This window comes from Bradyrhizobium sp. NC92 (assembly GCF_025200865.1).
Classification (GTDB): domain Bacteria; phylum Pseudomonadota; class Alphaproteobacteria; order Rhizobiales; family Xanthobacteraceae; genus Bradyrhizobium.
Window position 1 is genome coordinate 2,220,822 of record NZ_CP104171.1, and the last position, 21,624, is coordinate 2,242,445.

Here is a 21,624-nt window from a genome sequence, read left to right on the forward strand (position 1 = left end):
CAACGCAAGAACCACGGAGCCATCATGACCTCGATTACGGCGGCCTCCACCGGCAGTCATCTGTCGCTGCTGCAGCGGCTGCAGCAGCAATTGCAATCGCAAGTCTCCGCCGGCGCGATCTCGTCGTCGGACCAGTCCGCGCTCTCGACGGCGCTGACCGACATCGATGAGGCGCTCCAGCAGAGCCGGGCGAGCGACCGGTCGAGCGGCACGCGTCCCTCCAAGGAGGCGATGCAGTCGAAGCTCGACGACCTCATCTCGAAGGAAGTCTCGAACGGGACGCTGACCTCCGAGCAGGCCGAGGAGCTGAAAAGCGTGTTTCAGTCCACCTCAGCGAGCGGTCCCGACGGCGCGGGCGATCCATCGCCGGACGACAATTCGTCGGATTCGTCGACGACCGGTTCGGCCGGCAGCACGTCGGCCGACGCGACGACCAAGGATATCCTCCAGCAATTCCTCAAGGCGCTCCAGCAATCGCAATCGTCGGCATCCTCCTATGGTGCCAATGGCAGCTCAACCGGCAATTCGAGCCTCTCCGCTCTCCTGATCGACTACGAGAGCTGACCTCGGCGACGCCGGGTCGGCGCGGTCCTCGCCGCGACCATGCCTCACCCCAGCGTGCATGGTCGTCGGCGGGGAACCGTGCATCGCAAAATGTTCCTGAGTGACGCAGGAACTAACCTCGTGGATGCTCCGCTCGCGCATTGCGCGACGAAATTGCGGCGCGCACGGAACTGCGCGTGATCAGAGCTGTTTTCTCCGCACAAGGTTTTCGCAAGGAGAGGACAACATGATGAAATCGATCGTCACCGGCCTCGCCGGTACCGCCCTGCTCGCGACCGTCGCGTTCGCGCAAACGCCGCCCGCCACCACCGACAAGGCGGCCCCTGCGGCCACCGCAACGACCACGACGGCTTCCGGCCAGTGGCGCACCTCGAAGATGGACGGCCTGAAGGTCTACAACGAGGCCAACGAGAACATCGGCACGATCAACGACCTGCTGATGGACAAGAACGGTGACATCAAGATCGCCGTGATCGGCGTCGGCGGCTTCCTCGGCATGGGCGAGCATCTGGTCGCCGTGCCCTACGAGAAGCTGAAGTTCGTCAACGAGCCCGTCGCCTATACCGGCACCGGCGCGAACACCGGCGCCAAGCCCGCCGGGACGACGACCGGCGCTGCGACCGGTACCGACAGGCCCGCGGCGCCCGCGGCGACGTCGTCCGCGTCGAAATGGTATCCGGACCACGCCGTGTTCAATGCCAGCAAGGACGAGCTGAAGAACATGCCGCAGTTCAAGTACGCGGAGTAATGCGGTTCGCGTAACGGCCTGAACGAAGCGCGCCTGGTTTTCACCGGGCGCGCTGTCGTGTCTTCGTCCGCCCGCGTCATTGCGAGGAGCTGTTGCGACGAAGCAATCCAGAGCTATCTCCGCGGATGCATTTCTGGATTGCTTCCGCCTTCGCCGAGGCTTCGGCGGACAAGTCGCTGCGCTCGCAATGACGGAAATTGTGCCGGCAATCAGCCCCCGCCGCCCTTGAGCCTTTCATTGCGCCGGCGCAGGGCTTCCAGGGTGGCGAGGAGGATGACCGAGATTGTCGTCAAAATCACCGCCGCTGCGGTGATGGTGGGGCTGATGTTTTCGCGGATGCCGCTGAACATCTCGCGCGGCAGGGTGCGCTGCTCGGGACCTGCCATGAACAGCACGATCACCACCTCGTCGAAGCTGGTCGCGAAGGCGAACAGCGCGCCTGACGCCAGGCCCGGCAGGATCAGCGGCAGGATCACGCGACGGAAGGCTTCGAGCGGCGAGGCGCCGAGCGAGGCGGCGGCGCGTGCCAGATTGGTGTCGAAGCTCTGCAGCGTCGCACCGACCGTGATCACCACGAAGGGTGTCGCCAGCGCGGTGTGAGCCAGGATCAGGCCGAGATAGCTGCCCGTCAGCCCGATCGGTGCGAAGAAGAAGTACAGGCCGACCGCGGTGATGACCCCGGGCACGACCACCGGTGACAGCACGAAGGCCAGCACGAGCGGCTTGAACCGGCTCTTCCACTGCGCCAGCCCCAGCGCGGCCATCGTCCCAAGGACCATGGACAGCAGCGTCGAGGCGACACCGATGATCATGCTGTTCTTGAGCGAGTTCATCCAGCGCGGCGAAGTGATGAAGTCGTCGTACCAGCGCAAGGAAAGGCCCGGCAGCGGATAGGTGAGGTACGCGCTAGAGCTGAACGACAGCGGCATGATCGCAAGGATCGGCGCGATCAGGAAGATGAACACCAGCGTGGAGACAACGATGGTCGCGGTCCACGCGATGCGCTGGCTGGGCGTGCGCAAGGAGGAATTGTCGCTCAATTCTTCATCCCTCCCGTGACTTGCTGGCCCTGCACCAGCTTGCCGTAGACGAGAGCGAGCAGAACGGTGGCCAGCAGCAGCACCGCACCCAGCGCCGAAGCAAGGCCCCAATTGGCCGTCTCGGTCGTGTAGAGCGCGATGAAGTAGCTGATCATCTGGTCGGCGGCGCCGCCGACGAGGGCCGGCGTGATGTAGTAGCCGAGCGCCAGGATGAAGACGAGCAGGCTGCCCGCGCCGATGCCGGGCAGCGTCTGCGGCAGATAGATCCGCAGGAAGGCGGTGAGGGGTGGCGCGCCGAGCGAGGCGGCGGCCCGCATGTAAGCAGGCGAGATCGCCTTCATGATGCTGTACAGCGGCAGGATCATGAACGGCAGCAGGACGTGGGTCATGGCGACGCAGACGCCGAAGCGGTTGTAGATCAGGCGGAGCGGCGCGTCGATGATGCCAAGCCAGTGCAGGCTGTCGTTGACGACGCCCTTGCTCTGCAACAGGACGATCCAGGCGCAGGTGCGGACCAGGAGCGACGTCCAGAACGGCAGCAGCACGAAGATCATCAAGAGGTTCGACCGGCCAGGCGGCAGCGTCGCCAGGAGGTAAGCGACCGGGAAGCCGAGGATCAGGCAGAGGGCCGTGACACCGAGGCTGATGAGAAAGGTGCGGAGGAAAATGTCGCGGTAGATGGCCTGATCCGGTGGAGCAGCGACGATCGCGCCGTCCGCGTTCCGCGTCAGGTCGAGCGCAGCGAGCAGGTAGAAGCCGGTGATCGGGCCGCTCGCGTCCTTGATCGTGGTCCAGGTGGCGCGTTCGCGCCAGGCGGGGTTGATCTTGCCCAGCGTCTCCTTGGCCGTCCCAGGCTCCGGCACCGCCTTCAGATTGCGCGCCGTGCTGGTCAGGATCGTGCGGAAGCCGTTGAGCGCGTAGTTGAGCCGTTTGGCCGCAAACGCGACGGTGCCGGCGGCGCGCGCCGCCAGGATGTCGCTTGCCAACGCCGCATAGGCCTTCTCATCCGGCAGGTCCTTGCCGTCCCAGCTGGCGAGAGCCGCTGTTGTTTGCGGCAGGACCTGACGCACCTCCCAGTCCTCGGCCGCGCGCCACAGCATACCGGCAATCGGGCCTGCGAAGGTGAAGAGCAGAAACAGCAGAAGCGGCAGGACCAGCGCCAACGCCTTGACCTGGCGTGTCCGCTCAGCGCGCCTCAATCGGCGTTTGAGCGGCACCTCGGTCTGCGCATTGGCGCCGGGCAGGGACGTGGTTGTCATGGCGTGAGCCTCGTTGACGAGAGGCCTGAGCAAGCGCCTCGTCCTTCGAGACGACCGCTTCGCGGTCTCCTCAGGATGAGGCTCATCGACATGGGTGCCTGCAAAGTCGCCGCCACAAATCCCGCCCTCATCCTGAGGGCCCGCCGCAGGCGGGCGTCTCGAAGGATGCGCCGCGGGCGAGCTCTTCGCGACATTCTTCCCTCCGCCTGTGCCGCACGCCGGTACTGTCGCGCGCTATTTCGCGGCCCACTTGTTGAAGCGCTCGGTCAGGCGGTCGATGTTCTCGAGCCAGAAGGCGACGTTGATCTCGACCGCGTTCTTGATGTTGTCGGGCGCTGTCGGCAGGTCCTTCAGAACGGCGGGCGGGAGCCGGCCGGCGGCGTCCTTGTTCGAAGTCCCGTAAGCAATGTTCTCCGACAGCTTGGACTGGTTCTCCGCCTTGCCGACGAAATCCAGGAACTTGTAGGCCGCGTCCTTGTTCGGGCTCCCCTTCAGAATGACCCAGCTGTCGAGGGTGAACAGCGCGCCGTCCCACACCATGCCGAAGTTCTTCTTTTCGTTCTTGTTCGCGGTGTCGATGCGGCCATTGTAGACCGAGGTCATCGCCACCTCGCCGGAGGCGAGCAATTGCGGCGGTTGCGCGCCGGCCTTCCACCAGACGAGGTCGCCCTTGATGGTGTCGAGCTTCTGGAACGCGCGCTCAACGCCCTCGTCGGTCGCCAGCACGTGGTAGACGTCCTTTGGTGGGACGCCGTCGGCCATCAGCGCGATCTCCAGCGTGGTCTTCGGACCCTGACGCAGAGCGCGCTTGCCCGGAATCTTCTTGGTGTCGAAGAAGTCGGCCCAGCCCTTCGGGGCCTCCTTCAGCTTGTCCTTGTCGTAGCCGAGCACGAAATCGTAGAGGATGGCGCCGACGCCGCAAGGATTGACCGACGGCGGGATATAGGCAGCCTCGCCGCCGATCTTGGAATAGTCCAGCTTCTCGAACAGGCCTTCCTCGCAGCCGACCGCGAGCTCGTCGCTCTCGACCTGGACGACATCCCAGGTGGCGGCACCTCCCTGCACCTTGGCGCGCAGCACGCCGACGCCGCCGTCCCAGGATTCGTCGTTCATCGCAACGCCGGACGCCTTCTTGAACGGCTCGAAATAGACCTTCTTCTGGGCCTCCTGATACGCGCCGCCCCACGAGACGACGGTGAGGTCACGCGCCTCTGCGATCGTGGCCAGCGCAGCACTGGCGCTCAGTGCCGCGGCGAAACCCAGAGCAATCTTGCGCTTCAGCATGGTCTTCGTTCCTTCTTTATGTGAGTTGCGTTGACATTGATTGTTTCAGCTTCGCCGGCGGCAGATCAGACCGGATCGAGGGCGAGGCAGTCCTCCGGGCGGAAGGTGATGAATACGGTTCCGCCATGTTTCAGGCTGTCATGCGCTCCCGGCTGAAGCTTGACCATGAACTCGGCGTTGCCGGCGACATCGAGCACGGCCAGCGCGTGATCGCCGAGATAGATCGTGTTCTGGACCGTCGCCGGGAGCCGGTTCGGTCCCTCACCGGAATTGCCATTCGTGACGATTGCGACACGCTCCGGCCGCACCGACAGGGAGGTCGATGCGCCCGCGCCTGACACGTTGACCGCCCGTGCTGTCACGGTGCCGCCACCGGCCAGCGCGACGCTGCAATAGTCCTTGTCGATCGTCTCGACGGTGCCGGCGAGCACATTGTTCTCGCCGATGAAATGGGCGACGAAGCTGTTCACGGGATGCTCATACAGCGCGTCGGGGCGGTCGATTTGTTGCACGATGCCGTCGTTGAAGACGGCGATGCGGTCCGACATGGTGAGCGCTTCGCTCTGGTCGTGGGTGACATAGACGATCGTGATGCCCATCGTCTCGTGCAGCTGCTTGATCTCCAGCTGCATCTGCTCGCGCAGACGCTTGTCGAGGGCGCCGAGCGGCTCGTCCATCAGCACGAGCTGCGGATTGAACACCAGCGCGCGAGCCAGCGCCACGCGCTGCTGCTGACCGCCGGACAATTGCCCGGGCCGCCGGTGCGCCAGGGTTTCCATCTTGATCATGCGCAACGCCGCGTTGACGCGCTCTTGCGTTTCCGCCTTGCTCGACTTGCGAACCGATAGCGGGAAGGCGATGTTTTCCGCGATCGTCAGGTGCGGAAACAGCGCGTAGTTCTGGAACACCATGCCGATGTCGCGCCTGTGCGGCGGCACGTTCTTGATCGGCCGGTCCGCCAGGTAGATCTCGCCATGGGTCGGCACCTCGAAGCCTGCCAGCATCATCAGCGTGGTCGTCTTGCCCGAGCCCGAGGGGCCGAGCAGGGTGATGAACTCGCCCTTCCTGATATCGAGGTCGAGGTTCTTCACCACGAGATGCTCGCCATCATAGGTCTTCTGAATGCCTGAAAAACGCACCAGCGCCGGCGCAGGCGTGACCATGCCGGCTTCCATGTTGTCCTCGCGGTGTCCCCTACAATGCCGTGCGAGATTAGCATCCTGCAGCGAGAATGCCAGCGGCGCAAGCGACGAGGAATTGTGAGGGTCCGGCGAGCGGCAGGGCTATCGCATTTCAGAGCTCCTCCCTGCCGCCATCCTTCGAGACGCCCGCCTTGTCAAGCGGGTTACGTCGCGGTCGACGTCAAATGAAGGCAAATTGCTGCGGCTACGAAACAAGCCAATCCAAGCCCGGTGCCAACTGCCGGTCCCCAAAACCAATATCGAAGCGATAGGCCGACATAAAGGCCTGCCACCGCAATTGCGGTAAATTGAAGCGATGGCGACAAAGCGAAGTCTGGAAAGCATTTCCAAGCGATAGTTAGAAATGCGCCCCCGAAAAGGATCAAGCTGACGCTATGACTGATATTGAATCCGACCCACGCATCCCAGACGAGAACATCTGGACTAAGCCCTAGTCGAGCTCGTTCCATCGCAGTACGCACACCATGATCAACGGGGACTAAAGCGCGAGGTACCCACTGATCCCTCAGGATCAAAAATAAATGGTAGGTGCCGAGCGTCAAAAATACCGTCGCTCCCAATGACAAAAACCCTCGCGCCATGATCATTCATTCCTGGTCATTTGTTGCAGAGCAATTGCCGCTCGAAAGGACACTTTACCCCGCGGCTTCGATGTTCTATAAAAGTGCACGATCGTGCACTTTGTCAATATGCACGTGCTTGCACTGGGCCGGGGACACACTCGGGTCCTCAATGCACATTGAAACATTGAATTTGTAAGCGAGTTGGGTCAGAGCGGCGGCGATCGTCTCAATACTGGGTATTGGAATAGCCCGACCCTACCTTGGCGTTCATTATATTGAAGATATCTTGATCGGCTGGAGTCTCGGAATCGTCTGCGGCCTCATTGCAACTTCTCAGGAGAATAACATCGCCGAATTGTGGAGGGCCATCTTACTAAAATGGCGGATGGCGACGGTTATTGCGGCGGGGGCACTTCTCGTGTTGGCGTTCGCAATTGTTCGCTGGCAAATCAATCTCCAGCTCCGGTTGCTGCTTGGGTATGTAGGCGCTGCAACGGGTGTGCTGATTGGTCGGCACCTCGAACTACGGCGTGTGGGCTTCGATCCGCAAAGCGGAACATGGGCATCAAAGCTCGTTCGCTTTGTTTTGACCATTGCAATTGCGCTAGGCGTACTTATCGGTCTTGGGCGGGTTTCTGCGACCTTTGCTCAAGTGGACAGTATTGCCGGCTATGCACTGCAATACTTGCGTTATACCTGCGTGGGCCTTGTCGTGGTTTTCGGGGCGCCCTTCGCATTTGCTCGCTTGGGCCTAGCAACGTGTGCTGTAAAGTGATCTGGCCTCTGGTTTGCCGTCTCCTCTGCAGGCAGCGGCGCTCCTGCACGATTGACTCTCGATTCATGCAGACAGGCAAAGCTCCAGTACAATGATTACCTCCAAAGCTGTTCAAACTCGCGAACGGATCATTGGTGAAGCACTTTCGCAGGGAAGGCGGCGCGGGTACGCCATCGTCAGTTTGGCGGACATTGCAGAGGCCCTGGAGTTATCAAAAAGCGCTGTCTTCAAGCACTTTGGTGCAAAGGAGGCTCTGCAACTCGCAGTTATGGAGGAGCTTGCAAGGCGCTTCACTCACCATGTGTGGTACCCCGCCAGGGGCTTACCAACAGGTGTTCCACGTTTGGACAGCATATTTAACAGCTGGCTGGCATGGATATCGGACGACGACGGAGGGTGTGGCCTCGTGCAAGCCCAGATTGAGTTTGACGATTGTCCAGGTCCAGTGAGGGCTTACTTGAAGAAGCAGCAGAGAGTTTGGAATAAGACCCTGGCCCGTGAATTCGCTGCGGCCTCGCGACGCGAAGCTCAAGATCCGATGGTGCATCAATTCGCGTTCGAGTTTCGAAGTTTTATGTTCGGTTTAAACCAGAGTTTTCGCCTGTTGGAAGATCCTGGTGCTCGCACAATGACAACTCGCGCCTATCAAGCGCTGCTTGAGCGTGTCGTTCCAAATCGGTGACGGCTTTGCGCGAGATGGTACCGCGAAGGGGCCCCCTTCAGGATGAGGGCGGAGTGCGCGGATGCAGTCTCAGAGGGCTGCGACGCCGAATAGCCTCATCCTGAGGAGGCGCGTAAGCGCCGTCTCGAAGGACGAGGCCTGCGCGCAGGCCGCGCAACACGTCAAATGCGATAGCCCTGCGGTGAGTGGGGGACGCGCTACATTCCCGACAGCTTCGTCACGAATACGTTCAGCGAGCCGCCGGCCTCCGCGACCACGCGCAGGGTCTTGGAGTCGAAGGCGATGTCGGCGAGAGTGAGGCTGTCGATCTTGGCCTCGACCTTGAGGCCGTCCTCGCTCTTCTGGTAATCGGCGATCGCGGCCGCGATCTTCTCGCGGGCGTTGGCAGCGATCGGCTTCAGATCGAGGGTTGCCTTCTGCAGCAGCGCCTGCTGCATCTGCGGCACCGCCGCGCGGGCGGCGGCGCCCAACAGGCCGAAGGCAGCCTCGGATTCCACGGCGAGCTGGATATCGGTGAGCCGCAGCGTCTGCTGGCCCTGGTCGAGCACCGGCCGCCCCCAGATGTGCACATTCGCCTCGGCGCCGAGGCCGAACCAGCTCTTCTTCTCCTTGGCGCGCACCAGAAGCGAGATCAGCAGCCGGTCACCCGAGGGGATGACGTTGGCGCTCTTGACCGTGACGTCGACCGGACCGGAGCCGTCCTCGGGATAGGTGCGGCCGACCATCTGCGCGGTGATCAGCTTGTTGATCTCGGTGAAGGGCACGTCGATTGGCACGCCGATGTTCACGCCGGTGCCGGTCGGCGGCACGATCGAGATCTTGTCGGGGAATGGACAGTCCGGCTTGGTCTGCGTCGAGGTCACGCGTGTCTCGGCTTCGAGGCCGAGCAGCAAGGTCACGGCCTGCGCATCGACGCGCGGCTGCGCCGCGATCGCGCGCACTGGCTTCATCTCGAGCCAGAGCGGCGGCAGCGCTGCCGAAGCGCTGGATCCTTGCAGCGGGATCGAGCGGCAGGCCTTGATCCATTGCGCTTTGGCATTCTCGCGCAGGCTGGGATCGCTGCGGATGCGCTCGGAGACGGCGTTGATCTGCTCGCCGACGGTCTTGTCGATCAGCGGCTTGACCTGCGCGGGCACGTTGACCTTGGCGCCGGCGACGTTGACGTTGGTGTCGCCGAGATTGACCTGGGCGCCGAGATTGGGCTCCAGATGCCAGGCGGCGGCGAGCTTCGGGCGCGAGGTGACGACGACGTTGCCCTTGATCTCCGCGCTCGCGTTCAGGTTCTTGATGTTGACCGCGCCGATCCGCTTCGCGGCGTCACCGCCGAGCACGCTGCCTAGCGCGTCGCCGAGCGCGCCGGTAGCCTTCGACGACAGCGAGCCCGTCACGTTGAGCTTGCCCGTGAGCGGGGTTGAAATCGTCAGCACGTCCTTGTCGCCGTTTGCCGCCATCGGGCCGCGGACGGCGGACCAGCCGATATCGGCGTTCTCCAGGATCTGCGAGATCGGGTTGTCGGCCTTCCCGGCGAAATTGCGCGGCGCGGCTTTCTCGGCCTGCTCGCGGATCGCCGACAGCGCGATGGCGACCGGCGCGATCACGATGGAGCTCTTCGAAGCCGGCGGCAGCGGCGGCAGCTGCGCGACCGGCGGCGCCGAATTCGTCGCGCGCGGCGACAGCAGGTCCATCGCCTTCAGGCTGATGAAGAACGACGCCGCGAGCACCGCGACGTCGATCAGGATAGTCTTCAGATTCCACGTCAGACGCATCAATCCCCCAAGCCGCCCGGGCGGGGATTCTACAGGGCGGGCGAGGAGGGCGCTAGAGCGCACCGGTGGGGTGGAATTGGGGCGAAGGTTAACGGGTGTGAACGGGACGTTGCCGCGTATTGCGGGGCTAGCCGTGCCGCGGACGGCGGACCGCTCTCACCTTGCCGCGATCTCCGCCACCGCAATAGAAGCGGTCACCGCCGTCGGACTCCAGGCCCGAGACCATGGTGCCAGCGGGCATGTCGAGCTGCTCGAGCACCTTGCCCGTTTCAGGATCGATCCGCCTGATATCACTGTCCTCGCCTTCCCAGGTGCCATGCCAGAGCTCGCCATCCACCCAGGTCACGCCGGTGACGAAGCGCTTGCTCTCGATGGTGCGGAGGATCTTGCCCGTCTCGGGATCGATCTGATGGATCTTGCGCTCGCGATATTGTCCGACCCAGAGCGAGCCCTCGGCCCAGGCCAAGCCGGAATCGCCGCCGCCGCCGGGCGCCGGAATCGTGCCGAGCACCTTGCCCGAGGCCGCATCGATCTTCTGGATGCGGTCCTCGGCGATCTGGAACAGATGCCTTCCGTCGAACGCCGTTCCCGCATGAGCGGCGACGTCGATGGAGCGCGCGATCTTGCCGTCGGCCGGATCGACCGCGTTCAACTTGTCGCCGGAGGCGAACCAGACATGCGTGCCGTCATAGGTGACGCCATGCACGGCCTCAACGCCTGGAAAGGGCCCATACTCCGTGACGATCTCGGCGGCTGAACGTTTCATGTGCTCGATCCCTGTGCTTAACGCGCATCCTATGTCTTCAGGAGCGGTGTGGGGAGTAACAAGCCTGTCGGGAAACCGGGGACGGGCGGTGTCATCCAGCGGCGCGCCCGTCCGTGTCCGAACGATTGCACCTTGCCCGACCGCGCCAGGTCTTCGAGGGCGCGCTGCACGGTGCGCGGGCTGATGCGAAGCGCAAGTGCGAGTGCCGAGCTCGACCATGGCTCGCCGTCGGCGAGAAAGGCGAGGACAGCGGCGTGCTTTTCCTCATCGGGCCGCGCCAGCACGAGGACGTCGCGCGTCTTCCGCGGCGCCAGCACGAAGCCCTGCTGCGTCGCGCTGATGTCGGCCAGTGGCTCGAGCTGGGTGCGGAGCCGTCCGATCTCGACGCGCAAGCGCGCGCGGTGCGATTCGTCGGCGTGCCTGGCTTGAAATGCGCCCGAGATCAGCGTCTCGCGCGAGACATCCGCGGGCCATGCCTGCGCCAGGAGACGCGCGAGCGCGAACAGCACGGGACGCGTTCCGAGCGACACCGCGACGCCTTGCCTGCGCACAACGTGATGGAAGGTGTCCACGACGAGCGCCGTCGAGGTCGCCAGCCGTTCGACCTCTCCCAGCAACAACGGATGTTCGCTGCCGCGCGCGATCAGGCGTGCTGCCGGCGTGACGAGGATCAGGTTCGCGCTGTCCACCTCGGCCAGGAGCGCCGGGATGCTGGCAAGGCGCGCCGCGTCAGCCGCGCGGCTGAGCGCCGCGCGCGCGTCTTTCGTTCTGAGTCGCCTGATGGCGATGCCGGCGACCACGAGTTCGCGGACGACTTGGGACGCGGGCGGGAGCGGCGTGGGACGGACCTCGGCCAGCGTGCGCTCGGCCTCGTCAAGGCGCCCGACCAGAAGCAGGCGGCGCGCCTCGATATGGCCTGCATGGGCGGCATTGACGAGATCGCCGTGCTTTTCGAGCGTCGCGCGGGCCGCCGCGAGCGTCTTCACCGGCCAGTTCAGATCGCGCGAGACCAGCGCGATCTCGGCTTCGGCCACCAGGCATCTTGCGCGGGCCACCGCCTCGCGCGGTCCGAAGGCGCGCGCAGCGCTCCGCAGCAGCGCCTTGGCCTTGGCGAGATCGCCGAGCTGCGCCATCGCGATGCCGCGCAGCGCCAGCGACGGTGCGTCGTTGCGCAGCGCGACGCGGTTCAGCGCGCCAAGCGGATCGCCGGCCTCCAATGCGCGCGCGGCGGCCGTGATCAGCGACTCCATGTCAATCCCGCCACACTTGTTACTCCCACCGCGCAACCGCTTGGTGCCAGAAATCGTTGGCAGGACGTCAAGCAAAAGCTTTGGAGAGTCATGATGACATCAGCAGAAAAGGCCGGAACCAACGGACAGACCGCCATGCAGACCCCGCCGGTGGTGTCGGCGCACGACTGGGAGGCCGCCCGCCAGCAACTGCTCGTGAAGGAAAAGGCGCATACCCGTGCCCGCGACGCCCTGGCCGCCGAGCGCCGGCGCATGCCATGGATGGAAGTTAGCAAAACCTATGCGTTCGAGGGGCCCGGCGGCAAGGTCAGCCTGGCTGATCTGTTCCAGGGCCGGCGACAGCTGATCGTCTACCGCGCCTTCTTCGAGCCCGGCGTGTTCGGCTGGCCCGATCATGCCTGCCGCGGCTGCTCCATGGTGGCCGACCAGGTCGCCCATGTCTCGCACTTGAACGCCCGCGATACCACGCTGGTGTTCGCCTCGCGCGCGCCGCAGGCCGACATCATCAGGCTGAAGCAGCGGATGGGCTGGACCATGCCCTGGGTCACGGTCACCGACAGCTTCGATGCCGATTTCGGCGTGGACGAATGGCACGGCACCAACGTGTTCTACCGCGACGGCAACCGCATCTTCCGCACCTATTTCGTCAAGAGCCGTGGCGACGAGCAGATGGGCGGCACCTGGAACTATCTCGACATCACCCCGCTCGGCCGGCAGGAGGTCTGGGAGGATTCGCCTCCGGGCTATCCGCAGACCCCGACCTACAAATGGTGGAACTGGCACGACAGCTACACAGACGGTGCGGCGCCCGACAAGCGGTGGGTGGAGATCTCGGACGCCGGCGAGAAAGCCTTCCGCGAGGAGGCCGCAGGAGAACGGCAATGACCGGTCCGGTCAGCGCGGCCCCCGGCGTCAGCCCCGACGCTGTGGCGGCCGCGCGCCACCTCGCCAGATGGCTGGGCCTGGCGGCCACGCCGACCTTCGCGATGATGGCGCTGCTGACGGCCATGCTCGGCGGTGGCCCGGCGGACATGCTGTGCGGCGCCGGGCAGGGCTCGCTGCTAGGCGGGATGGTGCCGATGTATCTCCTGATGAGCGCGTTTCATGCAGCGGCGTGGCTGAGGTTGATCGCGGAGTGGCGGGGCGCAGCCGCCTAGACTAGCGCAGCTTCAGCCCAAACACTTCCTCGAACAGGCCGAGCATCGCGGCCCATGACCGCCGATCCGCGGCGGCATGGTAGGCGTGGTTCGGCAAGGCGGCGCCGACGAGCTCCGGATTGGTGAAGCCATGCGCCGCGCCGCCATAGACGTTGACCTGCCAGTCCACGCCGGTCCTGCGCATATGCTCCTCGAAGCTCCCAAGCTGGGCCATCGTCACCAGCGCATCGGCGGCGCCGTGGCAGACCAGAACCTTGGCCTTGATATGGGCAGCACGATCCGGCTTCAGGCTCGTGAGTCCGCCATGGAAGGAGACGACTGCGGCGAGCGTCGCGTCGGTTTGCGCCAGCTCGAGCGCGGTGGTGCCGCCGAAGCAATAGCCGATGGCGGCAAGCGTCATGACGTCGACCGCCTCGTGCCCTGACAGGGCGAGGTGCGCCGCCTGGGCCCGCCCGCGCCAGCGCTCTTCGTCGGCTCGCAGCTCGTTCATCAGCTTGATCGCTTCGGGGACGTCGGGCGCCGTCCTGCCGCCGCCATAGAGATCGGCCACCAGCACGGCGAAGCCGAGCCCGGCCAGTCGTTCCGCGCAGGTGATCGCATGCGTCCCGATTCCGCGGGCGTCGGGAAACAGCACGACGCCGGGGCGCCGGCCTGATGTTGCGTCGTCCGTGACCAGGATGCCCTGGAGCTCGGCGGTGTTATCGCGATAGGGAAAGGGTGTTTGTGTCATGCGCGTGCCATGGCTGCTGAAGCCAGGCTAGCGAGCAACCGCAAGCCTGCGCAAGTGCTGCCTCTAGCGCTGCCCTGCCGCCGATTGCAGATAGGCGATCACGCGGGTGGCCTCTTCCGCCGAGATACCGCCATAGGGCTGCATCTTGTGGCCGGACACGACCTCGTCCGGCTTGACCATGAAGCGGGTGAGCTTGTCCTGGTCCCAGGCGAAGCCGGCGTCCTTCATCGACGAGGAGTAATTGTAGTCCTGCAGCGAGCCGGCCTTGCGTCCGACGATCTTGTTCAGATTGGGACCGAGGCGATTGTCGCCCTCCTTCATGGAGTGGCAGGTGCGGCAGGAATTGTTGAAGGCCTGCTGGCCCGTGTCGTCACCCGCGGGTTGCTGCGCGATCGAGCAGGGCGCGGACACGAGCAGCGCCAGTGCTCCGGCGCCGGCGTGCAGCCATGGGCGTTGCGAGGGGTGCCTTCGTGGTCGCATTTGCGCCTCCATCGGGGATCGCGCCGCAGCACGCGGGATGTCGAGGGCAAACGAAAACGGCCCCGGTGGGTTCCGGGGCCGTTCGCGTCATGATGTCCTGTCGTTTTAGCGGTTCGTGGCGCCGAGGTCTGCACGACGCTCGGTCATCGGCAGCACGATCACCTTGGTGCCGACGTTGACTCGGGAATAGAGGTCGGTGACGTCCCCGTTGGTCATGCGGATGCAGCCGGAGGAGACGCGCTTGCCGATGGTTTCGGGGGCGTTGGTGCCGTGGATGCGGTAGATGGTGCCGCCGAGATACATCGCGCGGGCCCCCAACGGGTTGCCGGGGCCGCCGGCCATGTGGCGCGGCAGATAGGGCTGGCGGGCGATCATCTCCGGCGGCGGAGTCCAGGCCGGCCACTCGGCCTTGCGGCTCACCGACTGGACGCCGGACCAGGTGAAGCCGTCGCGGCCGACGCCGATGCCGTAGCGCAGCGCCTGGCCATTGCCGAGCACGTAATAGAGATAGGTGTTGGGCGTATCGATGATGATCGTGCCCGGGGCTTCGCGCGTTGCGTAAGAGACGGTCTGGCGACGGAAGCGGGCCGGCATCTCGACCGCGTCCTGATCCTCGGACGGCTCGGTCTGGTAGGGCGCCTGATAGGGCTGATACGGTTGATAGGGCTGCAGCGGCTGCGGCGCGGTCATCGGCGGCAGCGGCTGGAAGAACGGGAAGATCTGCACCGGCGCCGCCTTGGCTGCGCTAGCGAACGCGATGGCGGAGACCGCGACTGCACTGAGCGCAACCGCGCGCGAAAGCGTCTTGAACGTGTCCAGATTGAACATGTGATCGCCCCTGTTTGCTCGGTGTTTTGCTCACCGCGGCACCATTGCGGTGCTCCGTTGCCTAAAGTCCTAACGGCAAAACGTTTCGGGACATTTGCGCGGAAAACCGAAAACGGTTTCACGGCGGCAAGAATTGTTTCATGACAGTTTCGTGGCTCCGCGGGCCCGTTAACGAACAAAACAGCACGCCGACCCTTCTGTGACGTCACACGCCTGAAATATCCTTCGTTGATGGTCGATGCCTGAGAATCATCAAACTCTCGGGATTTTCCCATGCGGGTATTAATCGCGACCGACGCCTGGCATCCGCAGGTCAATGGGGTGGTGCGCACCCTGACCTCGCTGGCGAATGCGGCCAAGGCCCTCGATGTCGAGATCGACTTCCTCACCCCCGACGGCTTTCCGTCCTGGCCGCTGCCGACCTATCCGGGCCTGCGCTTTGCGCTGCCGAGCGGAAAGGAGATCGCGCGGCGGATCGAGAGGTGCGCGCCGGAGGCGCTGCATATCGCCACCGAAGGCCCGATCGGCTGGGCCGCGCGTGCCTATTGCCGCCGCAACCGGCTCGCTTTCACCACCTCCTACACGACACGCTTTCCGGAATACGTCTCGGTGCGGACCGGCATCCCCGCTGGCGTCGGCTATGCGGTGCTGCGCCACTTCCACGATGCCGCCGCGATGACGATGGTGGCGACGCCTTCGCTGCGGCAGGAGTTGTCCGAGCGCGGCTTCAAGCGGCTCGGCTTCTGGACGCGCGGCGTCGACACCGAGCTGTTTCATCCCGACGCTCCGGCTGAGCTCGACCTGCCGCGCCCGATCTTCATGACGATGGGGCGCGTGGCGGTGGAGAAGAATCTCGAAGCGTTCCTCTCGCTCGACCTGCCCGGCACCAAGGTCGTCGTCGGCGACGGCCCGCAGAAGGCGGCGCTGGAGAAGAAATATCCGGACACGGTATTCCTCGGCGAGAAGAAGGGTGTGGATCTCACCGCGCACCTCGCCTCCGCCGACGTGTTCGTGTTTCCGAGCCTGACCGATACGTTCGGCGTGGTGCAGCTCGAGGCGCTCGCCTGCGGCACGCCGGTTGCGGCGTTTCCGGTCACGGGACCGAAGGACGTCATTGCCGATCATCCGATCGGCGCCATCGACCACGATCTGCGCACCGCGTGCCTGCGCGCGCTCACCATGTCGCGTCAGACCTGCCGCAATTTCGCGCTGGAGCGCTCCTGGGAGAACAGCGCGCGCCAGTTCGTCGGCAACCTCACCTCACTGCAGCCCAGCCGCGTCCTGCGCGCCTCGCCTCGCATGGCGCGGCGGCCGGTACGCGGTTGATCGTCCATTCGAACCACAGCGAGAACCTCATCGATGGCTAAGATCATGAACCTTGACGGCACCCAGCAGCTCGACCTCACGCGCGGCACGGTCGAGCAGGCCTATGACCGCTGGGCGCCGGTCTATGATCTCGTGTTCGGCGGCGTGTTCGCCAAGGGCCGGCAGGCCGCGATTGCGGCCACCAACAAGATCGGCGGCCGCGTGCTCGAGGTCGGCGTCGGCACCGGCATCTCGCTGCCGCTCTACGCGCCGAACCTGCGCATCTTCGGCACCGACATCTCGGAAGCGATGCTGGACAAGGCGCGCCGCCGCGTCAGCGAAGGCAATCTGAAGAACGTCGAGGGCCTCGCGGTGATGGACGCCGAGAAGCTCGAATTCCCCGACAACTCGTTCGACGTCGTGATGGCGCAATACGTCGTCACCGCCGTGCCGAACCCGGAGAAGGCGCTCGACGAATTCGCCCGCGTGCTGCGTCCGGGCGGCGAATTGATCATCCTCACCCGCGTCAGCGCCGACACCGGCATGCGCCGCTTCATCGAGCAGAAGCTGCAGCCGGTGGTGCGTCCGCTCGGCTTCCGCACCGCCGAGTTCGCCTGGTCGCGCTACGCCAAATGGCTCGCCGGCGCGCGCGGCATCGAGCTTGCCGAGCGCCGCTTGATTCCGCCGCTGGGGCACTTCTCGCTGGTGCGCTTCCGCAAGATCGACGTCGCCAAGGCAGCGTGAGCTCACGCGTCGCGTGCGTCATCGCGCCGCTGCACATCGTCACATGACAAAATGATGATGTCACACGGCCTACATCGAATCTCTGTAAATCCTGAACCCGAAAGCATTTTGGGGGAGAGCATGATCAAGAACTATCTCGAGCAGCTGCGGATCCAGCGCTGGGACGACCATCGCTACTATCACCACAGCCGCATCAATCAGAGCCTGCACTTCGTCAGCGCGCTGAGCTTCCTCTTCGCCTATGTCTGGCTGTTCATCGATCCCGTCGTCTCCGCCCTGGTCGGCTGGCTGGTCTCGATGACCTCGCGCCAGGCCGGCCACTTCTTCTTCGAGCCGCACACTTACGACCACATCAACCAGGCGACGCACGAGTACAAGGAAGAGATCAAGGTCGGCTACAATCTACAGCGCAAGGTGGTGCTGATGGCGATCTGGGCGCTGTCGCCGCTGGTCCTGGTCATCGATCCCACCCTGTTCGGCCTGTTCACGCCGTGGGCCAGCGCGACCGATTTCATGCGGCAGGTGGCGAAGATCTGGCTCGTGGTCGGCGGCGGCGGCCTGTTGTTCCGCACCGTGCATCTGTTCTTCATCCGTGACGTCGAGACCGGCCTCGTCTGGATGACCAAGATCCTGACCGACCCCTTCCACGACCTGATGCTCTATCGCGGCGCTCCGCTCGCCTTGATGCGCGGCGAACTGATGGACCCCGGCCTGCACCTCAACCCCGAGCACACACTGGGCTTCATCGACGAGCCCGTGCTCGAAGAGCAGCACGCCTGAGCGCGCTGGTCCCACCAAGCACTTCGATGTCCAATGGTTGCGTCATGCCCGGGCTTGTCCCGGGCATCCACGTGTGGGGGGCAGTCGCTGCGGCTTCTTCGCCTCGCCCCGCCTGCGGGGAGAGGCCGGAACGCGTCGTAGATGCGATCCGGGTGAGGGGGAGTCTCTGCGGGGGCGCTGCCAGACGGTCGTCCGCCAACTTTCACCGCGCGCGCGGAGAGTCCCCCTCACCGCAACCCTCTCCCCGCAAGCGGGGAGAGGGGGAGGATGGACCTCGCCCCGGAATGACGGTTGTAAGGGGAAGGGCCTCAGCGCCCGAAGCGCTTGGCCAGCATCTCTTTCAGGATCTGGCGCTTGATCTGCTTGTTGGTGAGCGCGCCGTCGTGCCACCAGAAGCCGTCGGCCTTCATCTTCTGCGCGGCGCGGACGAAGCGGTCGGCGACCTCGGTGAAGTCGGCGTCGGTGTAGTTGAGGCTGAAGATCAGCCGGCCGGTGCCGACCCAGCTCAACGCCAGGCCTTCGGCGCGCAGATAATATTGCAGCATCCAATTGTAGCGGGACGGCGTGGTGTATTTCACCGTCCAGATCGAGGAGAAGTTGGCGAAGCGCACCGGCAGGTCGGCATCCTGCATCATCTCGTTGAGCTTCCTGACGCGGCCGTTCCAGGTCTCCTCCAGCCCGTCATAGACGGCGCGGAAGTTCGGGCTGGCGAGGCGGCTCAGGAACTCGTCCATCGCCGTCATGACGTAGGGGTGCGAGTTGAAGGTGCCGCGGGCGAAGCAGATGTCGGCGGGGCGGTCGTCGCGGAAGCGGCGCATCAATTCGCGCTTGCCGCAGACCACGCCGACCGGCAGGCCGCCGGCGAGGCTCTTGCCGTAGGTCACCATGTCGGCCTTGACGCCGAAATATTCCTGGGCGCCGCCGGCGGCGAGGCGGAAGCCGACAAAGACCTCGTCGAAGATCAGCACGATGCCGCGCTGGTCGCAAACCTCGCGCAGCTTCTTCAGCCACTCGGTGTACGCCGCGCGATCGAAATTGCCGCCGCGGGAGGAATCGACCAGCGAGGAATCGCCGGGTGCGTTGGCGTTGGGATGCAGCCCCTGCAGCGGGTTGACCAGCACGCAGGCGATGTCCTTGCGCGTGCGCAGGACGTGCAGAGTCTTCTCCGACATTTCGGCGAGGGTGTAGGTCTCGTGCGCAGGAATGGGATTGCCGACGCCCGGCTGCACGTCGCCCCACCACCCGTGATAGGCGCCGGCGAAGCGAACGAGATGCGTGCGCTTGGTGTGGTAGCGCGCCAGCCGCACCGCCTGCATCACGGCTTCGGTGCCGGACATGTGGAACGAGACCTCGTCGAGGCCCGAGATCTGGCAGAGCCGCTGCACATTCTCGAGGATGACGGGATGGTAGGGGCCGAGCACGGGGCCGAGCGCATGTGCGCGCCTCTCGGCGCCCTCGATGCACTCCTTGTAGAAATCGTTGCCGAAGATGTTGACGCCGTAGGAGCCCGTGAGGTCGTAAGCAGTGTTACCGTCGACATCGGTGACGGTGACGCCGCGCGAGGATTCCATGAAGGTCGAGGTGCCCAGATGCTCGCGCACCAGGCGCGAGAACTGGAACGGCACGCGGTAGCTCTCGGTGAAGTTCAGGTCGGAGATCGTCTCAGCCGCTTCCTTCGTCATCGCGCGGCCCTTGGGGTAACGCTCGGCGTAGAGAGCTGCGAGGCGGAAGAAGGCGTCCTTGCGCTGGGCCACGATGTTCGCGGGCGCGCCGTCGCAACCGAAATATTTGTCGCCTTCGAACTCGTAGAACGGGAGCAGCTTTGCCACCCGGCGCGACATCTTGGAGTGCCCCGCGAGCGAGCGGTGCTTGGCGCGGGAGAGTTCAACCCGCGCCTTGATCTTCGGGAGGACGGCGGCAGCGGACGCTGCGGCGGCCACGGACATCGAGAGAATCGGGAGTGTCGTTTCCATGACAACAAGCGCTAATACTGTGAGCTGACAGATTCATGACAGTCAAAGCCCTCATCGCCTCTTTCACCCAGCAGGAAGACCTCAACTTCCTGTTGACCAACCGCATCCCCCGCGCGGCCTTGACCCGCTTCATGGGCTGGTTCTCCAAGATCGAGAATCCCCTGGTGCGGGACTTCTCGATCGCGCTGTGGAAGCTGTTCTCCGACCTCGACCTGTCGGAGGCGCGCAAGTCTCATTTCAGGAGCCTGCACGACTGCTTCACCCGGGAGCTGAAGCCGGGCCTGCGGCCGTTTGATCCCGACCCATCCATTGTCGCAAGCCCCTCGGACGGCATCGTCGGCGCTCATGGAAAGATCGCCGACACCGAGCTGTTCCAGGTCAAGGGCGCGCCCTATTCGCTGCTGGACTTGCTTGGCGACTCAGCGCTGGTCGAGCAGCACCGCAACGGCTCCTTCGTCACGCTGCGGCTGACCTCGAGCATGTATCACCGCTTCCATGCGCCCTATGACGCGCATATCGAACGTGTCACGCTGATCCATGGCGACGTCTGGAACGTCAACCCGATCGCCTTGAAGCGGGTCGAGCGTCTGTTCTGCAAGAACGAGCGCGCGGTGATCCGGACGCATCTTTCGACCGGCGAAGCGGTGACGCTGGTGCAGGTGGCGGCCATCCTGGTTGCGAGCATCCGCCTGCATTTCCTCGACATGGTGCTGAACGCGCAGACCCGTGGCCCTGTCAACTTTCCCTGCGACGTCAAGGTGAGCAAGGGCGAGGAACTCGGCTGGTTCGAGCATGGCTCGACCATCATCATCCTCGCGCCCGGCGATTTTACCTTCTGCGACGGCATCGCCGAGGGCACGCGCATTCGTGCCGGCCAGGCGCTACTCACAAGAAAGTAGCCTTCAATCCGCCGTCCCCGCCGCCTATATGGTCGGCGGGGACGATTCGACGATACGGATTTGGTGATGGCGCGGGCGCCGGTGATGGCGGCGGGTGGTATTGTGTTGCGGCGGGGAGCGGTGCCGCTGGTTGCAGTCGTGCGTCAGCGCAAGCGCAATGAATGGGTCCTGCCCAAGGGCAAGCTCGACGACGGCGAGACGCCGAAGGAAGCCGCGCATCGCGAGGTGCTGGAAGAGACCGGCCACGACGTCGCCATCCACGAATTTTTGGGCACGCTCGTCTACCAGTCCGGCGGCCGCTCGAAAGTCGTGCATTTCTGGCGCATGGAGGCCGACGGCGGTCCGGTCCGCAAGCTGATGAACGACATCAAGGCGGTCGACTGGCTGACGCTGGACGATGCGATCGCGCGTCTGTCGCGCGAATATGAGCGCGCGTTCCTGACCCAGATCGGCCCGATTGCGCTCGCGGCGGCGGGGCTGCCGCCATCGCCGCGGCAAGAGCCGACGCCGTCGAACGACGACGTGGATGCAGCTTTGCAGACACTGACACCCGCCGAAGCAGCTTCCGTCGACGAACTGCGGCAAGGCCTGTTGCAGAAGGTGAAAGCCTGGCTGCGCGGCGAGGCGTGAGTTGTCATCGCGCCCTGCTTGCGGGTGAGGACGTATCCGCAAGTTAATGCGGCTGTGTGAGCAGCAGCAGCCCTTTCAACGTCGTCATTGCGAGCGCAGCGAAGCAATCCAGAATCTTTCCGCGGAGGGGCTCTGGATTGCTTCGCTGCGCTCGCAATGACGGAGGAGGCTGATCGTGCTCGACGACGCTCCTCAGGGT

Annotated in this window: 22 protein-coding genes and 1 pseudogene; 11 read left to right on the forward strand and 12 right to left on the reverse strand. The window is 64.5% G+C overall.

Features of this window, described 5'->3' with window-relative positions; genetic code table 11:
* Positions 1 to 24: 24 nt before the first annotated feature.
* Together N2602_RS10370 and N2602_RS10375 are read left to right on the forward strand one after the other, a co-directional pair.
* Positions 25 to 564 carry a hypothetical protein gene (locus N2602_RS10370; protein ID WP_260382575.1) on the forward strand — a complete coding sequence of 180 codons (540 nt, stop codon included), beginning with the start codon at positions 25 to 27 and terminating at the stop codon, positions 562 to 564.
* A 226-nt stretch (positions 565 to 790) separates the two neighbouring features.
* Positions 791 to 1,312 carry a PRC-barrel domain-containing protein gene (locus N2602_RS10375; protein WP_172787198.1) on the forward strand — a complete coding sequence of 174 codons (522 nt, stop codon included), beginning with the start codon at positions 791 to 793 and terminating at the stop codon, positions 1,310 to 1,312.
* Positions 1,313 to 1,521: 209 nt separating this feature from the next.
* Here N2602_RS10375 and N2602_RS10380 read toward each other — a convergent pair whose 3' ends face one another.
* From N2602_RS10380 to N2602_RS38910, 5 genes are all read right to left on the reverse strand, one after another.
* Entirely contained in the window at positions 1,522 to 2,352 is an 831-nt protein-coding gene (locus N2602_RS10380; RefSeq protein ID WP_260382576.1) for an ABC transporter permease, read from the reverse strand.
* On the reverse strand, positions 2,349 to 3,611 hold the full coding sequence (locus N2602_RS10385; protein ID WP_260382577.1) for an ABC transporter permease: 1,263 nt from the start codon (positions 3,609 to 3,611) through the stop codon (positions 2,349 to 2,351). Before N2602_RS10385 ends, N2602_RS10380 begins: the two co-directional genes overlap by 4 nt.
* Positions 3,612 to 3,845: 234 nt before the next feature.
* On the reverse strand, positions 3,846 to 4,895 hold the full coding sequence (locus N2602_RS10390) for an ABC transporter substrate-binding protein (RefSeq protein ID WP_260382578.1): 1,050 nt from the start codon (positions 4,893 to 4,895) through the stop codon (positions 3,846 to 3,848).
* Positions 4,896 to 4,960: 65 nt separating this feature from the next.
* On the reverse strand, positions 4,961 to 6,070 hold the full coding sequence (locus N2602_RS10395; RefSeq protein WP_172787202.1) for an ABC transporter ATP-binding protein: 1,110 nt from the start codon (positions 6,068 to 6,070) through the stop codon (positions 4,961 to 4,963).
* A 170-nt stretch (positions 6,071 to 6,240) separates the two neighbouring features.
* Complete coding sequence (locus N2602_RS38910) at positions 6,241 to 6,684, reverse strand: LIC_13387 family protein (RefSeq protein WP_409241894.1); 444 nt, start codon at positions 6,682 to 6,684, stop codon at positions 6,241 to 6,243.
* Between the two features lie 190 nt (positions 6,685 to 6,874).
* Between N2602_RS38910 and N2602_RS10400 the strand changes: the two are divergent.
* Both N2602_RS10400 and N2602_RS10405 read left to right on the forward strand, forming a co-directional pair.
* Positions 6,875 to 7,435, forward strand: a pseudogene (locus N2602_RS10400) (phosphatase PAP2 family protein); the annotation flags it as partial.
* Between the two features lie 91 nt (positions 7,436 to 7,526).
* Positions 7,527 to 8,117 carry a TetR/AcrR family transcriptional regulator gene (locus N2602_RS10405; protein WP_260382579.1) on the forward strand — a complete coding sequence of 197 codons (591 nt, stop codon included), beginning with the start codon at positions 7,527 to 7,529 and terminating at the stop codon, positions 8,115 to 8,117.
* A 197-nt stretch (positions 8,118 to 8,314) separates the two neighbouring features.
* Here N2602_RS10405 and N2602_RS10410 read toward each other — a convergent pair whose 3' ends face one another.
* The 3 genes from N2602_RS10410 to N2602_RS10420 form a co-directional block, all read right to left on the reverse strand.
* A complete protein-coding gene (locus N2602_RS10410) occupies positions 8,315 to 9,883 on the reverse strand; it encodes a DUF4403 family protein (protein ID WP_260382580.1) in 1,569 nt (522 codons plus the stop codon).
* A 127-nt stretch (positions 9,884 to 10,010) separates the two neighbouring features.
* Positions 10,011 to 10,649 carry a PQQ-binding-like beta-propeller repeat protein gene (locus N2602_RS10415; protein WP_172787204.1) on the reverse strand — a complete coding sequence of 213 codons (639 nt, stop codon included), beginning with the start codon at positions 10,647 to 10,649 and terminating at the stop codon, positions 10,011 to 10,013.
* 29 nt (positions 10,650 to 10,678) lie between these two features.
* Positions 10,679 to 11,899 carry a helix-turn-helix domain-containing protein gene (locus tag N2602_RS10420; RefSeq protein ID WP_260382581.1) on the reverse strand — a complete coding sequence of 407 codons (1,221 nt, stop codon included), beginning with the start codon at positions 11,897 to 11,899 and terminating at the stop codon, positions 10,679 to 10,681.
* A gap of 90 nt (positions 11,900 to 11,989) precedes the next feature.
* On the opposite strand from N2602_RS10420, the gene N2602_RS10425 reads away from it, so the two are divergent.
* Positions 11,990 to 12,784, forward strand: coding sequence for a DUF899 domain-containing protein (locus N2602_RS10425; protein ID WP_260382582.1), 795 nt, complete (start codon positions 11,990 to 11,992; stop codon positions 12,782 to 12,784).
* The gene (locus N2602_RS10430) at positions 12,781 to 13,056 is read left to right on the forward strand and encodes a hypothetical protein (RefSeq protein WP_260382583.1); all 276 of its coding nucleotides are present in this window, start codon (positions 12,781 to 12,783) and stop codon (positions 13,054 to 13,056) included. The genes N2602_RS10425 and N2602_RS10430 overlap by 4 nt, the downstream gene beginning before the upstream one ends.
* Position 13,057: 1 nt before the next feature.
* On the opposite strand, the gene N2602_RS10435 is transcribed toward N2602_RS10430, so the two are convergent.
* From N2602_RS10435 to N2602_RS10445, 3 genes are all read right to left on the reverse strand, one after another.
* The gene (locus tag N2602_RS10435) at positions 13,058 to 13,786 is read right to left on the reverse strand and encodes a dienelactone hydrolase family protein (protein WP_260382584.1); all 729 of its coding nucleotides are present in this window, start codon (positions 13,784 to 13,786) and stop codon (positions 13,058 to 13,060) included.
* Positions 13,787 to 13,849: 63 nt separating this feature from the next.
* Complete coding sequence (locus tag N2602_RS10440; protein WP_409241895.1) at positions 13,850 to 14,278, reverse strand: c-type cytochrome; 429 nt, start codon at positions 14,276 to 14,278, stop codon at positions 13,850 to 13,852.
* A gap of 93 nt (positions 14,279 to 14,371) precedes the next feature.
* Positions 14,372 to 15,094 (reverse strand): L,D-transpeptidase, encoded by a 723-nt coding sequence (locus N2602_RS10445; protein ID WP_260382586.1) that lies wholly within the window; start codon positions 15,092 to 15,094, stop codon positions 14,372 to 14,374.
* A 273-nt stretch (positions 15,095 to 15,367) separates the two neighbouring features.
* Here N2602_RS10445 and N2602_RS10450 point away from each other — a divergent pair, with 273 nt between their 5' ends.
* The 3 genes from N2602_RS10450 (at position 15,368) to N2602_RS10460 (ending at position 17,923) form a co-directional block, all read left to right on the forward strand.
* A complete protein-coding gene (locus N2602_RS10450) occupies positions 15,368 to 16,420 on the forward strand; it encodes a glycosyltransferase family 1 protein (RefSeq protein ID WP_260382587.1) in 1,053 nt (350 codons plus the stop codon).
* 33 nt (positions 16,421 to 16,453) lie between these two features.
* Positions 16,454 to 17,143, forward strand: coding sequence for a methyltransferase domain-containing protein (locus N2602_RS10455; protein WP_260382588.1), 690 nt, complete (start codon positions 16,454 to 16,456; stop codon positions 17,141 to 17,143).
* Between the two features lie 120 nt (positions 17,144 to 17,263).
* On the forward strand, positions 17,264 to 17,923 hold the full coding sequence (locus N2602_RS10460; protein ID WP_172787213.1) for a hypothetical protein: 660 nt from the start codon (positions 17,264 to 17,266) through the stop codon (positions 17,921 to 17,923).
* Between the two features lie 308 nt (positions 17,924 to 18,231).
* On the opposite strand, the gene N2602_RS10465 is transcribed toward N2602_RS10460, so the two are convergent.
* The gene (locus tag N2602_RS10465; protein ID WP_260382589.1) at positions 18,232 to 19,896 is read right to left on the reverse strand and encodes an aminotransferase class III-fold pyridoxal phosphate-dependent enzyme; all 1,665 of its coding nucleotides are present in this window, start codon (positions 19,894 to 19,896) and stop codon (positions 18,232 to 18,234) included.
* 35 nt (positions 19,897 to 19,931) lie between these two features.
* On the opposite strand from N2602_RS10465, the gene asd reads away from it, so the two are divergent.
* The gene (asd, locus tag N2602_RS10470; RefSeq protein WP_260382590.1) at positions 19,932 to 20,795 is read left to right on the forward strand and encodes an archaetidylserine decarboxylase; all 864 of its coding nucleotides are present in this window, start codon (positions 19,932 to 19,934) and stop codon (positions 20,793 to 20,795) included.
* A gap of 66 nt (positions 20,796 to 20,861) precedes the next feature.
* Entirely contained in the window at positions 20,862 to 21,425 is a 564-nt protein-coding gene (locus tag N2602_RS10475; protein ID WP_260382591.1) for an NUDIX hydrolase, read from the forward strand.
* The last annotated feature ends 199 nt before the right edge of the window (positions 21,426 to 21,624 follow it).